Origin of the sequence: Mangrovihabitans endophyticus, assembly GCF_014646155.1 — a bacterium.
Taxonomy (GTDB): Bacteria; Actinomycetota; Actinomycetes; order Mycobacteriales; family Micromonosporaceae; genus Actinoplanes; species Actinoplanes endophyticus.
The window spans coordinates 13,855-28,178 of the sequence record NZ_BMMX01000015.1 but is presented as its reverse complement, the minus strand read 5'-3'; the positions used below and the strand labels follow the sequence as shown (position 1 = coordinate 28,178).

Sequence of the window (14,324 nt, the reverse complement as noted above, 5' to 3'; positions counted from 1 at the left end):
GATGCCGCTCAATGGAGGGGTGGCCCCGACCGACCATGCGACACGCTCCCTCGCCGGAGGCCGGCTTGCCGTCGCGGCCGTCGTCTTCTTCGCGATCACCGCCGCGGCCCCGATGACCGTCGTCTGCACGATCGTCCCGGCCCTGTACGCCCGCGACGATCTCCCGCCGCCGGCGCTCGCCTTCGTCGCGGTGGCCGCACCCCTGCTGCTCTTCAGCCTCGGATATGGCGCGATGATGCGGCGTGCGCCGAACGCCGGAGCGCTGTACGCGGTGGTCGCCCGCGGCCTGGGGCGACCCCTCGGCGCCGGCGCGGCCTGGCTGGCGTTGCTCTCCTATCAGTGTGTCCAGCTCGGGCTGTACGCGGTGACCGGCGCCGCCGCCGCGCCCCTGCTCTCCGCATGGCTGCACCTCACCGTGCCGTGGTGGCAGGTGGCTGCGGTGTGCTGGCTCGTCGTGGCGATCTGCGGACCACTGCGTGTCGCCGCCGTGGCCGCCGTCGTGGCCCTGATCGCCATCGCCGAGATGGCGGTGATCACCGGGTTCGCGCTGGCCGATGTGCTGGAACCGGCCGACGGGCGGATCGCCGTCGGCGCCGCCTGGCCCACCGCGACGAGTCTGGACCGGGCCGGGCTCGGCCTGCTCCTGGTGATCGCGATCCTGAGCTTCACCGGCTTCGAGACCACCGCCGCGTACAGCGAAGAGGCGATGCGGCCGCGGCGCTCGATCGGCCGCGCCGCCCCGGTGACCGTGCTGCTGCTCATGTTGATCTTCGTGGTCGGCTCGTGGACCACGGCGGTGGCGGCCGGGGCCGGCCAGGTCGGCGACCTCGCCGCGGCGTACCGATCGGACCTGCTCTTCCAGCTCGCGGGCGCGCGTCTCGCCCCCTGGGCGGTGACGCTCGGCCGGGTGCTGCTGCTCACCGGCCTGGTCGCCGCGTTGATCGCGCTGCACCAGACCATTGCGCGTTACCTGTACGCGGCGGGCCGCGAACGCCTGTTGCCGGTCGTGATGGCGCGCACCGCGCGCCGTACCGGCGCACCCCGCGTCGCCTCGATCACCCAGAGCCTGTTCGCGGCGGCCGTGCTCGGCGCGTACGTGTCCGTCGGGGCCATGCCGGACGCGCGTCTCGCGGTGGTCGGCGGCCTGGGCATCCTGGTGCTGTTGTGCCTCGCCGCCCTGGCCACGCTGTTGTTCCTCAACCGTTCGCCGGACGACGAGACAATCTGGCGGCGATTCGTGGCGCCGGCGCTGGCCACCATCTCCCTGGGAGTGTTCGGCTGGCTGGCATACCGCAATCTGCCCATCCTGCTCGGCACCGACCTCCCCCGATGGACCTTGCCGGCGGCGATGGGAGCGACATTGACGCTGGGCGTGGTGCAGGGATTGCTGCTGCGTCTGGTACGCCGCATCACGTACGCGGGCATCGGTGTCGGCGGCGCGGCGGTGGTGACGCGGACCACGGCGCCGGAGCAGCGAGCACCCGGCGCGCACCGGCCGGAGAGGGTGGACCGCGGCTGAGCCGATGTGGATCGACGTGCCAGGTTGGCGAGCAAGCGTTGACTCAGGTATCCCGGTTGTCGAAGCTTCCGGCATGGCGCGGCGATCGGGCGAGCAATGACGGTCAACCCGCTGATCGCCGGGCGCGTCGAGGATTCGGACGGCCCGTGGGCGGGAGTGTGGATCGCCGAAGACATCGAGCTCATCACGCAAGGGGTGCGGACGCACAGCTGGGTGGACGGCTCGCTGGGCGTCGTTGGTGCCGGGCTCGACGGGCTGGCCTTGGTGTCCGACCCGGTCGGGGTGCTGCTGCAGTACGGCATCGCCTGGCTGATCGAACACGTCAAGCCCCTATCCGAAACGTTGGACCGGTTGGCCGGTGACCCGGGACAGATCGCCGCCCACGCCCAAACCTGGCGCAACGCGGCCGAGGCGTTGCGGCTGGAGTCGGACGAACTCGTCAAGGCGATCCGGCTGGACCTGACGGAGTGGTCCGGCGCCGCGGCTACGGCGTACCGGCACTGGGCGTCCGAGCGAGAGCAGTCGTTGGCGGCCCTCGCGCAGGCATCCGAGACCATGGCGTTGATCACGGAGGGTGCGGGCGCGCTGATCGGCACGGTCCGGATGATGGTTCGTGACGCCGTGGCCACCGCGGTATCTCGCCTCATCGTGTACGCGGGGGAATTACTGGCGACGGTGGGCCTGGCGGCGCCGCTGGTGGCGGAACAGGTGGCGACGCTGTGCGCGTCATGGGCGGCGAAGATCGCCCGATGGCTGCGGGGTCTGATCGGAAGCCTCCGTCGCTTGATGGGCGAGGGAGACAAGCTCGCCGCATTGGTCCAGCGTCTTCGCGAATCGCTCTCCCGCGGCGGCAAGGATCCCATGCTCATGCGCGAGGGTGACGGCATTGCCCGCAACGGCAACAAGATCCTCATGAGCGAGGCCAACGTGACCGCGGTGGCGCACAAGTACGGCATTGATCTCGCGGACGTCACCATCGTGATCGACAAGGCTCGCAGCGGGGGCGGCCCGGGGCGCGAATTGTATGGGATCACGACACCTGACGGGCGGGTGACACTGACCAGAGACGCGTTCGTGAATGAAGAGCAGCTTGCACGTACGCTGGCTCATGAGCGATTCCATGTGGAGGAGATCCGTAGTGGAATGGTGGTGCCACGCAATCCGGTGAAGCTTGCGCAGTGGGAGCAGCGCGCTCATGCGTACGAGCGGAAATGGTGGCAGGAGCATCAGCACCTGATGGACGGATGACGGGAGCCGAGGTGACCTCCGCGCAGGCGGTCTGGGAGTCGTGGTTCCGCGCCTTCCTGACGATTCACCAAGCCTGGCCCGATGCCGTCGAGGTGGCTTGTCCAGACGGCGATGGCGGCCGGATGCGGGTCGGCTACCTTGCGGATCCGGACACTCGGCTGGGCACGGCCATGGCGTGGTGCGACAAGTGTCGGCGAGGGATCTATATCTCTCGTGTTTCAGTACCTGAGGGGGCTCCAATGGCGGGTTTCGAGGCTTCCGCCGCCGAACAGGCGTCCGTTGTGCCGCCGGATCTCGAGTTGTTCGACCCTGATCCGGCGCCTCCGTCCACGGCCTGACTCAGCCGAAGAATTCCTGGATCTCGGACAGCGTCAGATAGCCCTGTTGTTCCAGCTCCCGTGGCAGCGACGGCAGCGACTTGGTGGTCACTTCGAGGTCGCGTGCGTTTGCCGGGATCTCCGGCAGTGGCGGGGTCGGGGGCAGTTCCGGCATTCGCATCGCCACCCGGATGACCCCGAACATCGCGGTCAGTTCGGCCGTCGCCAGCTCGACCAGCTCGGCCGGGAGATCGGTGTCGAGCTCGGGCAGCGCGCAGGTAAAGTTCGCTCGCACCTTGCCGTCGACCTGGCGGATGTCCGCGGTGGGGCGCAGGTGGTCGAGGCTTCCCTCGGCGACGATGCCCAGCTCACACGTCGGCACTCCGCTATGTTGCCACCACGCGTGCCACCCCGGGTCGGCGTCCAGCACTCGGGCGACGTGCCATAGGGCGATCATGAAGGCGCGCGCTGCCGGCTCTCCGCGAGTGGTCGTGCCCATCAGGGGGCGCAGCCAGGCGTCGGAGCTCATTGCTAAATCGTGACAGAGTCGTCGCTCTCCGCATGGATTCTTTCATGCGCGCGTCCGGGTGGTTACCGATCGAAGTGCGCGTGAGTTCTGTATCACGTTGCATAACGCGCTTCTATAAGTGGGTGATATAAAAGCGTCTGTGCAGCCAGGGCTCATGATCTCCGCTGAGGACGCCGCGGTCGCGGCGACCTTGGAGCGACTCTTCGAGGCGCTCCGCCGGATGACGCCGCGCGGCGAGCTGAGCTTGACCGCCGTCTCCACCCTGCGCCGCCTGGAGCGTTCCGGGCCGCACCGGCTCAGCGAGCTGCACGCGGCCGAGGGCGTCACGCAGCCGGCCATGACGCAGCTCGTGACGCGGCTGGAGAAGGAGGGTCTGGCCACGCGCGGCGCCGATCCGCATGACGGGCGCGCGGTGGTGGTCACCATCACCGACGCCGGCCGGGCCGCCGTGGCCCGCCGCCGGACCGGCCGGGCGCAGGCGTTGTCCCGGCTGTTGTCCCAGTTGCCGGAGGCGGAGAGGGCGGCCGTGTGCGCCGTGCTGCCGGCGCTCGACCATCTCAGCAGCCTCGTCGCGGAGCAACCGCCGAACACCTGATTCGTCCCGTGCGCCGGGATCCCCCCGCGCGTGCTCGCTGTGCCCTTCGAAGGGAGCATCGCGTGCTTTCCGTGGATCATCCGCGATACAAGTGGATCGCGCTGTCGAACACCACGCTCGGCACTCTGCTGGCGACCGTCAACGCGTCCATCGTGCTGATCTCCCTGCCGGCCATCTTCAAGGGCATCGAGCTCAATCCACTGGAGCCGGGGAACGTGAGTTACCTGCTCTGGATGCTGATGGGCTACATGCTGGTCACCGCGGTGCTGGTGGTCACGCTCGGCCGGCTCGGGGACATGTACGGCCGCGTCAAGATCTATAACGCCGGCTTCGCCATCTTCACCCTCACCTCGATCATCCTCTCGCTGGACCCGTTCACCGGCGGTTCCGGAGCGCTCTGGTTGATCGGCTGGCGAGTCCTGCAAGCCATCGGCGGCGCGATGCTGATGGCCAACTCGGCGGCGATCATCACCGACGCGTTCAGCGCCCGCCAGCGCGGCATGGCGCTGGGCGTCAACATCGTCTCGGCTCTGGCCGGCTCGTTCATCGGCCTGGTCGCCGGCGGCGTGCTGGCGGAGTGGGACTGGCGGTCGATCTTCTGGGTCAACATCCCCCTTGGCGTCCTCGGCACCGTGTGGGCGTACCGGTCGCTGCACGACACCGGTGTCCGCCGCACCGCGAAGATCGACTGGTGGGGCAACGCGACCTTCGCGGTGGGGCTCACCGCGGTACTGGCCGCCATCACGTACGGCATTCAGCCGTACGGCGGGCACACCATGGGCTGGACCAACCCGTGGGTGCTGGCCGGGTTGATCGGCGGGGGCGCCGTGCTGGTGGCCTTCGGCCTGATCGAGGCCCGGGTGACCGAGCCGATGTTTCCGCTCGCGCTGTTCCGGAACATTGCCTTCACCAGCGGTAACGCGGCGAACCTGCTGGCTTCGGTGGCTCGTGGCGGGCTGCAGTTCATGCTGATCATCTGGTTGCAGGGCATCTGGCTGCCGCTGCACGGGTACAGCTACGAGTCCACGCCGCTGTGGGCGGGCATCTATCTCGTCCCGATGACGGTCGGGTTCCTGGCCGCCGGGCCGCTGTCCGGGGCGTTGTCGGACCGGTTCGGTCCGCGCCTGTTCGCCTCCGGCGGGCTGGTGCTGATGGCGATCTCGTTCGCCGGGCTGCTGGTGCTGCCGGGCGACTTCGCCTATCCGGCATTCGCCACGCTGATCTTCATCAACGGGGTGGGCGGCGGCTTGTTCTCGGCCCCGAACACCTCCCTGGTCATGTCCAGCGTCCCGGCGAACATGCGGGGTGCCGCCTCGGGCATGCGTGCCACCTTCATGAACGCCGGTCAGGTGCTGTCCATCGGGGTCTTCTTCTCGCTGATGGTGGCCGGTTTGGCGTCCTCGCTTCCGGACACGCTCACCTCGGGGCTGACCGCCCAGGGCGTACCCGCCGCGACCGCGGCCGGCATCGCCGCGCTGCCGCCGGTGGGCACCCTGTTCGCCGCGTTCCTCGGCTACAACCCGATCGCCGAGCTGCTCGGTCCGCAGGTGCTGGGTGCGCTGCCGCCGGCGAACGCGGCGCGGCTGACCGGCTTGGAGTTCTTCCCGCGGCTCATCTCCGAGCCGTTCCACGACGGTCTGATCATCGTCTTCTGGCTGGCCATCGCGATGGCGTTGGTGGGTGCCGCGGCGTCGCTGCTGCGTGGTGGGTCGCGGACCGCGGCGCAGCCCGCCGACCCGGTCACCGAGGATGCGGAGCTGCGGGCCGAACTGGTGGAGTCGCAGCCGTTCGCGCCGTCGGCGCCGGAACCGGAGCCGCTGGACGGGCCGTCCGCGCAGGGAGCCCCGGCCGGCGCGGTGCCCGCCGAGGGGCGTGGCGCCTGACCACGCAGCGGATACGCTGATCATCGTCAGGGGGTGCGTTCCGTCTCCCAGTTCGCAGAGTTCCCGGGAGGCAGCGTGCACGGCGTCATCGCCGCGACCGTGGTCAGTTTCGCCGTCGTCTTCGTGGCGGAGCTGGGCGACAAGTCGCAGTTGATGGCGCTCACCTTCGCCACGCGCTTCCGCCCGTGGCCGGTGCTGGTCGGCATCTCCGTGGCCACCGCGGTGGTGCACCTGGTCTCGGTCGGCATCGGGTACGGCCTCGGCACCACGCTGCCCACCGGCTGGCTGGCGCTGGCCGCCGGTCTCGCGTTTCTCGCCTTCGGCGCCTGGACGTTGCGCGGCGACAGCCTCACCGCGGAGGAGCGGGAGAAGGCGGAACGGTCCACCGGCTCGGCGATGATCGCCGTCGGCGTCGCGTTCTTCCTGGCCGAGCTCGGTGACAAGACCATGCTGGCCACGATCACCCTGGCAACCCGGTACGGATGGTTCGGCACGTGGGTGGGGTCCACTCTCGGCATGGTGGCGGCGGACGCGCTGGCCATCCTGGTCGGCCGCTACCTGGGCCGCCGCCTTCCGGAGCGCGTGATCAAGTGGGGTGCCGCCGCGCTGTTCGTGGTGTTCGGCGTGTGGCTGCTGGTGGAGGCGATCCTCGAACTGCGCTGACCGGCCCCTGTTCCCTGCGGTCGCCGCGCGCCGCCTTCGGGTGCAGTTTGCCGGATCCGGCTAAACACCGGCCGCGATGTGCCGAAGATGTGGCGTGTGAGCCGGAATCTCTGACCCTCCTCCAAGCCCGGCCCCCCGATGCCGTCTGTACCGGAGTGTCCCGATGACCGACCTCGCCCCGCCCGTGGCCGATCCCCGCGTGGGCATGTCCGAGACCGAGCTCGGCGTGGCGCGTGCCGCCGCGCTCTTCGAGCGGGTCGACCCGGGTAAGGCGGCTGCGCTGCTGGAGACGGTGCTGGACGCCGAACCTGAATCGGCGGCCGGATGGGTCCTGATGGCCCGCGTCCGGCTCACCCTGGACGAGAACGACCGTGCGCTGGACGCGGCCAACCGTGCCATCGAGCTGACTCCCGAGGACGCGCGCCCGCTTGCCACGGCGAGCCGGGCCCTGACCCTGCTCGGGCGGCACGAGGAGGCGGTGACCATGGCGTACCGCGCGGTCGTCGCCGAGCCGAAGAACCCGCTGTGGCATGACCGGGTCGCGTGGGCTCTGCTGGCCTCGGACCGCCACCTGGCGGATGCCGAACAGGCGGCCCGTACGGCGATCGGGCTGGCACCCGACGAGGCGCATTACCACTTCACGCACGGCGTGGCGCTTGACGCCCTGGGCCACATCGATCAGGCGCGCCGGGCGCTGCTCACATCGTTGCGGCTGGAACCGGAGAACCCGGTGGCGCAGCATCGCCTGGCGGTGTTGAACGGCGACATCGAGCGGGCGCCGGAGAAGAAGCGCGGCTGGCGGTTGCTCGGGCGGCGGCGGCCGAAGGAGCGCTCGGCGCGACCGGAGGAGTTTCTGCCGTAGGCCGGTCCCTTGCCGGCGGCGGCCGTCGAGTGTAAATGTTAGCTGATAACTATTATTATTGGCTAACACTGGAGTCGTCATGTCCGTGCTCGTCGTCGGCGCCGGGCCGACCGGTCTTGCCCTTGCCTGCGGCCTGCGCGCCGCGGGCGTACCCATCCGGATCGTGGACGCGGCCGACGGGCCCGCCGTCACCTCCCGGGCGCTCGGCCTGCATCCGCGGGGGATGGAGGTGCTGGACCGGCTCGGCGCCCTGGGCGATCTGCCCGCCCGGGGGATGCCGGTGCGTGCGGTGGCCATCTACGTGGGCGATCGTGAGGTGGCCCGGCTGCGGCTGCGCCCGACGAGACTGGTAACCCGGCCGGGCGTCACCATGTCCCAGGCATCCGTGGAGAGTGCGCTGCGGCGACGCCTGGCCGCGCTCGGCACCGAGGTGACCTGGAATCGCCCGGTCACCGACGTGACGGCGGAGGACGCCGAGTGGATCGTCGGCTGCGACGGCGCGCACAGCGGCGTGCGCAAGTCCGCCGGCATCGGCTTCCCGGGCGTGCCGCTGGTCGAGCGCTTCCTGATCGCCGACGTGCGGGCCGCGCTGGCCTTACCGCGCGACGTGGTGCACACCTGGCTGCGCGGTGACGAGATGTTCGGACTGTTCCCGCTGCCGGGTACGGACATGTGGCGGATTCTCATGCCGCAGGGCGACCGGGCGCCGGGGGAGGTGTCCGACCTGTTCGCCGAGTGCACCGGCCTTCCGGCGTCGGCGATCACCGAGCAGATGTGGACCTCCACCTTCCGCATTCACCGGCGCCTGGCCGACACCTACCGCTCGGGACGTGTTCTGCTGGCCGGCGACGCCGCGCACATCCACAGCCCGTTCGGCGGGCAGGGGATGAACACCGGACTGGGCGACGCGGAGAACCTGGCCTGGAAGCTGGCGCTTGTCGTGCGGCACCGGTGCGGCACGGAACTGCTGGACACGTACCAGGCGGAGCGGCGCCCGATCGCGGCGCAGGTGCTGGACAACACCAGTTCGCTGACGCACCTGATGCTGGGGCGCGGTGCGGTCGCGCGCCTGCTGCGGGATCATGTGGTGGTGCCCCTGATGGACCGGCCGCTCACCCAGCGCCTGATCACCGAGACCTCGTCTCAGCTCCGCGTCTCCTATCGCCGGGGTCCGCTCGCCGACGGGCGGGCGGTCGCCCGCGCGCCGCGCCCCGGCGACCGGGTTCCGGACCTCTCCTGCCGTCGTGCCGACGGCTCGCCCACCCGGCTGCACGCCGAATGGGGCGGCCGGTGGGTGATCGTGACCGCCGATGACCATGCGGCGCGTGTCGCGTGCACCTATTTGGGCGCGGACGCGGTGACCGTGCTGCGCCCGGATGCCGGCGTCGAGACCCTGCTGGTCCGGCCGGACGGGCATCTGGCCTGCCGCGGGGACGCCCGGCGGATGGATGCTTGGCTGTCCGGTGTGCTGCGGGCGCGAGCGGAGGTGCCGGTTTCCTCGTGAGCGGGCTGCGAGAACGGAAGAAGGCGGAGACCCGACGCTCCCTTCAGGAGCACGCGCTGCGGCTGTTCGCGGAGAAGGGCTACGACGCCACCACGGTGGAGGAGATCGCCGCCGCCGCGGGCGTCTCGCACATGACGTTCTTCCGCTATTTCCCGAGCAAGCCCGCGGTGGTGGAGAACGACGACTACGATCCCATGCTGGCTGCGGCGATCCGGTCGCGGCCACCGGACGAGGCGCCGCTCACCGCGATCCGCCATGCCCTGGTGGCCGCGCTGCGCGCGATGCCGGCCGGCGAACTGTCCACGGTGCTCGCCCGATCCCGGCTCATCGTGCGGGAGCCGACGCTGCGCGCCCGGCAGTCCGAGGCGCAACGGGCCACCCGGCAGATGTTCGCCGAGTCCCTCGCCGGGCGGGGTGCGCTGTCGGATTTCGAGCGTCAGGTGGTGGCCGGCGCCGCGCTGGCAGCCCTCACCATGGCCATCGAGGAATGGGTGCGCGTCGATGGCAGGCAGGAACTCGCCGATCTGGTCGAATGCGCAATGACGTCGCTGACTCGTGAGTAGGGCGCACATTCGCGCACGTCAACGGCCCGATAGGCCCGAACTTAGGGAATTCGTTGACGTACGCCTGGTGTGATAAGTACAACAAGATCTCTTTGCACTGAACGTGAGGAGAGTGATGGCCGTGGTCGAGCTGTACGCGCCTCCCGCGGGAGATTCCGGTTTCAAGGCCCGCGTGCAGCGCTTCGGCGGCTACCTCGCCGGCATGGTGATGCCCAACATCGCGGCATTCATCGCCTGGGGACTCATCACCGCTCTGTTCATCCCCCACGGCTGGCTGCCGAACGAGCGGCTGGCGGTGCTGGTGGACCCGACCGTCCACATTCTGCTGCCGATCCTCATCGGATACACCGGCGGCCGGATGGTGCACGAACAGCGCGGCGCGGTGGTCGGCGCGGTCGCCACCATCGGGATCGTGATCGGCTCGGAAGCGCCCATGTTCTTCGGCGCGATGATCGCCGGTCCGCTGGCCGCGTACCTGTTGAAGCTGGTCGACCGTGTGACGGTGGACCGGATCCGGCCGGGCTTCGAAATGCTGATCGACAACTTCACCGCCGGCGTCGTCGGCGCGGTCACCGCGGTGCTCGGCGTGCTCGCCATCGGCCCGGTGATGCGGACGTTCACCGCCGCGGCCGGCCATGGCGTCAGCTTCCTCGTCACGCACCACCTGCTCCCGGCCGCGTCGCTGGTCATCGAGCCGGCGAAGGTGCTGTTCCTGAACAACGCGATCAACCACGGCGTCCTCGGGCCGCTGGGAGTCGCGGAGTCCGCGGAGACCGGCAAATCCATCCTGTACATGCTGGAGTCGAACCCCGGTCCCGGCTTCGGCATCCTGCTGGCCTATCTGCTGTTCGGGCCCCGGGCGCTGCGGCCCAGCGTGCCCGCGGCCATGGCCATCCAGTTCCTCGGCGGCATCCACGAGATCTACTTCCCGTACGTCCTGATGAAGCCGTCCATGGTGCTCGCCGCCATCTCCGGCGGCGCGGCCGGCATCGTGACCTTCATGATCACCGGTGCCGGGCTGGTGGCGACGCCGTCGCCGGGCAGCATCTTCGCCTATCTCGCCGAAACGCCGCGGGGCGGATACTTCGGCGTGCTGGCGGGCGTGGTGGTGGCGGCCGGTGTCTCGTTCGTCGTCGGGTCGCTGCTGCTCGGCTTCGGCCGGCTGGCCCGCGACGAGGAGGGGCTGTGACCGGCATCTCCGGCGCCGACGTGCGCAAGCTCGTGGTGGCCTGCGACGCCGGGATGGGCAGCAGCGTGATGCTGGCCGGCCAGCTACGGCGGGAACTGCGCACGACCCCGGTGACCGTGGAGCATCACCCGCTGAACGCCATCCCGGCCGACGCCGACGTGGTGCTCTGCCAGCAGGGTCTCGCCGACCGCGCGAGCCGGGCCGCGCCCGGAGCCGTGGTGGTGGGCTTCCGGCTGTTCCTCGGCGATCCGGCGGTGTCCGCCGTGGTCGCCGCCCTGAAACAGGGCGGCCCGGTCACCGGCACGGTCGGCGGCTGAGGTGCTGAACTCGATGCCCACCGAGCACCTGGTGACCATGCTCGCCGCCTCGCCTCCGCAGCGTGCGGTGCAGGTGCTGATGTCCATGCCGGTCGCTCGGCGCGGAAAACTGCTCGCCGCGATGAACGGCCCGCTGCTCGCCCGCCTGCTGCTCGCCGCCGACGCCGATCGCCGTGCCGCGTTGCTCACCCTCCTCGACGACGACCGGCTCGCCGCCGAACTGGCCTCGCTGCCGCCGGCTGACGCCGCCGCCGTGCTGGCCGCGATGCCCGCGGACCGCACCGCCGCGCAGTTGCGGCGGGTGCCGTCCGAACATCTGACCACCCTGCTGGAGGCGGTGGACTCGCCGCAGCGCGAACATCTGGTGCGTGTGCTGGACCCGGAACGGTTGACCGACCTGCGGCGCATCCGGTACGAGAAGGCGGTGATCGAGTCGCTGCGCCGCACTTCTGCCGAGCTGTCGTGGGTGCCGCAGGACACCGGCAGCAACCTGTTCGCCGTGGTCTTCCAACGGGTCTTCGGCATCTCGCTGTGCCATGTGGACACCCCGCCGCTTCCCGCGGCGGCCGTGATCATGGCACATCAGCTGTTCGCCAAGCACCGGGTGGACGGCGTGCTCGCGGTCACCAATGCGGTGGCCGCACCATTTCCCCCGCTCGATCCGCCACCCACCCATGTGCTCACCTGGGCGCCGGACGACACTGACGGGGTACTCGCTCGCGCTCTCGTGAGGTTGGCCGGCTGATGCTCGTTCGTCCACTGCTTTCCCCGTACGCGGTCCGCCTGGCCGAATTCGCCCCGGACCGGGCCGCGGCCATTCATCGCTGCGCCGACGTGCTGGAGGACATCGGCGCGGTGGCCCCGGCGTACCGAACGTCGATGCTGGACCGGGAACGGCTGATGTCCACCTACCTCGGTGAATGCGTGGCCATCCCGCACGGCATGGACAGCCGGCTGGTGCAGCGCGACGCTCTCGCCGTGCTGCGGCTGCCCGACGGGGTGGACTGGGCCGGATCCCGGGTGACCATGTGCGTGGCGATCGCCGCGCGTGGCGACGGGCACATCGAGATGCTGGCCAACCTGGCCGCGATCCTGCTCGATCCGCCGCGGGCGGCGGCACTGCGTTCGGCGGCTGCGCCGGAAGACGTGATCCGCATGCTCGGGGAGACGACGTGACCCGCGACGGCCGCCGTTGCCGAGAGCGGGCCCGGCCATGATGCGTACCGTCGCCCTCGGCACCAGCACCGGACTGCATATGCGCGCCGCCGCCACCATTGCGCGGGCGGCGGCCGTGCTCGGTGTGCCGGTCACCGTGCGTGTGCCGGGCCGTCCGCCGGTGCCCGCCGACAGTCTGCTCGCGCTGCTGACGCTGGGCGCGGGGCGGGGCACTGAGCTGGTGCTGGAAGCCTTCGGTGAGGGCGCTCCGTCCGCCCTGGACCGCCTCGCCGACCTGCTGGAGCGTGACCTGGACGCGGAGGGCGCCCATGGGTGAGCAGTTGCGTGGCATCGGGGCCAGCGGGGGTTCGGTCACGGGTCCGGCGTACCGTCTCGCCGACCCGCCTCGGCTCCCGCCGCCCGGGCCGGTCACCGACGCCGCCGCCGAGCGTGCGCGCGTCGCGGACGCGGTCGCCGCGGTGCGCGCGGACATCGAGTCACGCGCCGTTCGAGCGGGTGATCCCACCACGGCGGAGATCCTGCGCGTCCAGGCGGCGCTGGTCGCCGACCGTACGCTGCTGGACGAGATCGCCGTGGCGATCGGCGAGGGCCACCAGGCTCCGCACGCGATCTCCGCGGTGCTGGCGTCGCACCGATCCGCTCTCATCGACGCCGGCGGGCTGCTCGCGGCGCGCGCGGCGGACCTGGACGACGTGCGCGATCGGCTGATCGCCCACTGCCTCGGCGTGCCGATGCCCACACTGCCTCAGCCCGGTCACCCGTTCGTGCTGGTGGCGGTGGACGTGTCACCCGCCGACGCGGCGCTGCTCGATCCCACACGGGTGCTCGCCGTGGTCACCTCCGCGGGCAGTTTCGTCAGCCACACCGCGATCCTCGCCCGCGCCCGCGGCTTGCCGACCGTGGTGGCCTGCGGCGGTGCGGTGCTGGAGGTGGCGGACGGCACCACGGTCACGGTGGACGGCACCACCGGCAGGGTCACGGTCGGTGAAGCTGCAGCCGAGCCGCCCTCGGCCGTCCCCCCGGTGGTCGCGGCGAAGGGCGCCCCGGGTTGCGACCCCGGACGCACCCGCGACGGGCAGCCGATCGCGCTGTTGGCGAACATCGGCTCGGCCGACGAACTGACGGGTGTCGCCGCCGAAGGGGTGGGGCTGTTCCGCACCGAGATGCTGTTCCAGCACCACACCGTGGCACCCTCGCCGGAGGAACAGATCGCCGCGTACTCGGCGGTCTTCCGCGAGATGTCCGGACGGCCGGTGATCGTGCGTACGTTCGACGCCGGATCGGACAAGCCCCTGCCGTTCCTGCGCGACAACCAGGAGCCGAACCCGGCCCTGGGCATCCGGGGTCTGCGGGTGGCCCGGCGCCGGTCCGACATCCTGTCCACGCAGCTCGCCGCGATCGCGGTCGCCGCGCGCGAGTCGGAAGCCAAGGTGTCGGTGATGGCGCCGATGGTGACCACGGTTGCCGAGGCGGCGTCGTTCGCGGCGCTGTGCCGCGATGCGGGGCTGGCCACGGTCGGCGCCATGGTCGAGGTGCCCGCCGCGGCGGTCCGGGCCGCCGAGTTGTTGCAGGTGGTCGACTTCCTCAGCGTCGGCACGAACGATCTGAGCCAGTACGCGTTCGCCGCCGACCGGCGCAGCGGCGAGCTGGCGGATCTGCTGGATCCGTGGCAGCCCGCGCTGTTGTCCCTGGTGGCGCTTTGCGCGGCGGCCGGTGCGGCGGTGGGCCGCCCGGTCGGCGTGTGCGGCGAGGCGGCGGCCGACCCGGCGTTTGCGGTGGTGCTGGCCGGGCTCGGGGTCACCAGCCTGTCCATGGCGCCGCGGGCGATCGCCGACATCCGCGCCGCACTGGCCGAGCGGTCCATGGACGAATGTCGCCGGGCGGCACAGGCGGCGCTCGCCGCGGGTGACCCGGCCGCCGCCCGCGCCGCGGTGGGTTGAGCCGACCGGCCGTGCGGTC

16 protein-coding genes are annotated in these 14,324 nt (G+C 70.9%); 15 read left to right on the top strand and 1 reads right to left on the bottom strand.

What is annotated here, in order from left to right; all coding sequences use genetic code 11:
• The first annotated feature begins 1 nt into the window (after position 1).
• From IEY73_RS17550 to IEY73_RS17540, 3 genes are all read left to right on the top strand, one after another.
• Positions 2 to 1,519, top strand: a complete 1,518-nt coding sequence (locus tag IEY73_RS17550; protein WP_189080307.1) for an APC family permease — start codon at positions 2 to 4, stop codon at positions 1,517 to 1,519.
• 156 nt (positions 1,520 to 1,675) lie between these two features.
• Complete coding sequence (locus tag IEY73_RS17545) at positions 1,676 to 2,767, top strand: WXG100 family type VII secretion target (RefSeq protein ID WP_189080306.1); 1,092 nt, start codon at positions 1,676 to 1,678, stop codon at positions 2,765 to 2,767.
• 11 nt (positions 2,768 to 2,778) lie between these two features.
• Positions 2,779 to 3,105, top strand: coding sequence for a hypothetical protein (locus IEY73_RS17540; protein ID WP_189080305.1), 327 nt, complete (start codon positions 2,779 to 2,781; stop codon positions 3,103 to 3,105).
• 1 nt (position 3,106) lies between these two features.
• Here IEY73_RS17540 and IEY73_RS17535 read toward each other — a convergent pair whose 3' ends face one another.
• Complete coding sequence (locus tag IEY73_RS17535) at positions 3,107 to 3,613, bottom strand: hypothetical protein (RefSeq protein ID WP_189080304.1); 507 nt, start codon at positions 3,611 to 3,613, stop codon at positions 3,107 to 3,109.
• A 154-nt stretch (positions 3,614 to 3,767) separates the two neighbouring features.
• Between IEY73_RS17535 and IEY73_RS17530 the strand changes: the two genes are divergently transcribed.
• The 12 genes from IEY73_RS17530 to IEY73_RS17475 all read left to right on the top strand — a co-directional run bounded on the left by IEY73_RS17530 (position 3,768) and on the right by IEY73_RS17475 (position 14,305).
• Positions 3,768 to 4,208, top strand: coding sequence for a MarR family winged helix-turn-helix transcriptional regulator (locus IEY73_RS17530; protein WP_189080303.1), 441 nt, complete (start codon positions 3,768 to 3,770; stop codon positions 4,206 to 4,208).
• A 62-nt stretch (positions 4,209 to 4,270) separates the two neighbouring features.
• The gene (locus IEY73_RS17525) at positions 4,271 to 6,091 is read left to right on the top strand and encodes an MFS transporter (protein ID WP_189080302.1); all 1,821 of its coding nucleotides are present in this window, start codon (positions 4,271 to 4,273) and stop codon (positions 6,089 to 6,091) included.
• A 75-nt stretch (positions 6,092 to 6,166) separates the two neighbouring features.
• Positions 6,167 to 6,754, top strand: a complete 588-nt coding sequence (locus IEY73_RS17520; RefSeq protein ID WP_189080405.1) for a TMEM165/GDT1 family protein — start codon at positions 6,167 to 6,169, stop codon at positions 6,752 to 6,754.
• Positions 6,755 to 6,917: 163 nt separating this feature from the next.
• The gene (locus IEY73_RS17515) at positions 6,918 to 7,616 is read left to right on the top strand and encodes a tetratricopeptide repeat protein (protein ID WP_189080301.1); all 699 of its coding nucleotides are present in this window, start codon (positions 6,918 to 6,920) and stop codon (positions 7,614 to 7,616) included.
• A 79-nt stretch (positions 7,617 to 7,695) separates the two neighbouring features.
• A complete protein-coding gene (locus tag IEY73_RS17510) occupies positions 7,696 to 9,120 on the top strand; it encodes an FAD-dependent monooxygenase (RefSeq protein ID WP_189080300.1) in 1,425 nt (474 codons plus the stop codon).
• Complete coding sequence (locus tag IEY73_RS17505; protein ID WP_189080299.1) at positions 9,117 to 9,683, top strand: TetR family transcriptional regulator; 567 nt, start codon at positions 9,117 to 9,119, stop codon at positions 9,681 to 9,683. Before IEY73_RS17510 ends, IEY73_RS17505 begins: the two co-directional genes overlap by 4 nt.
• A 115-nt stretch (positions 9,684 to 9,798) precedes the next feature.
• A complete protein-coding gene (gene mtlA, locus IEY73_RS17500; protein WP_189080298.1) occupies positions 9,799 to 10,872 on the top strand; it encodes a mannitol-specific PTS transporter subunit IIC in 1,074 nt (357 codons plus the stop codon).
• Positions 10,869 to 11,189: a PTS sugar transporter subunit IIBC family protein gene (locus IEY73_RS17495; RefSeq protein WP_189080297.1), complete on the top strand. Its 321-nt coding sequence runs from the start codon at positions 10,869 to 10,871 to the stop codon at positions 11,187 to 11,189. The genes mtlA and IEY73_RS17495 overlap by 4 nt, the downstream gene beginning before the upstream one ends.
• A gap of 13 nt (positions 11,190 to 11,202) precedes the next feature.
• On the top strand, positions 11,203 to 11,934 hold the full coding sequence (locus IEY73_RS17490) for a magnesium transporter MgtE N-terminal domain-containing protein (RefSeq protein WP_189080296.1): 732 nt from the start codon (positions 11,203 to 11,205) through the stop codon (positions 11,932 to 11,934).
• The gene (locus tag IEY73_RS17485) at positions 11,934 to 12,365 is read left to right on the top strand and encodes a PTS mannitol transporter subunit IIA (RefSeq protein ID WP_189080295.1); all 432 of its coding nucleotides are present in this window, start codon (positions 11,934 to 11,936) and stop codon (positions 12,363 to 12,365) included. Before IEY73_RS17490 ends, IEY73_RS17485 begins: the two co-directional genes overlap by 1 nt.
• Positions 12,366 to 12,402: 37 nt before the next feature.
• A complete protein-coding gene (locus tag IEY73_RS17480) occupies positions 12,403 to 12,681 on the top strand; it encodes an HPr family phosphocarrier protein (protein ID WP_189080294.1) in 279 nt (92 codons plus the stop codon).
• Positions 12,674 to 14,305 (top strand): putative PEP-binding protein, encoded by a 1,632-nt coding sequence (locus tag IEY73_RS17475; RefSeq protein WP_189080293.1) that lies wholly within the window; start codon positions 12,674 to 12,676, stop codon positions 14,303 to 14,305. Before IEY73_RS17480 ends, IEY73_RS17475 begins: the two co-directional genes overlap by 8 nt.
• Positions 14,306 to 14,324 lie beyond the last annotated feature (19 nt).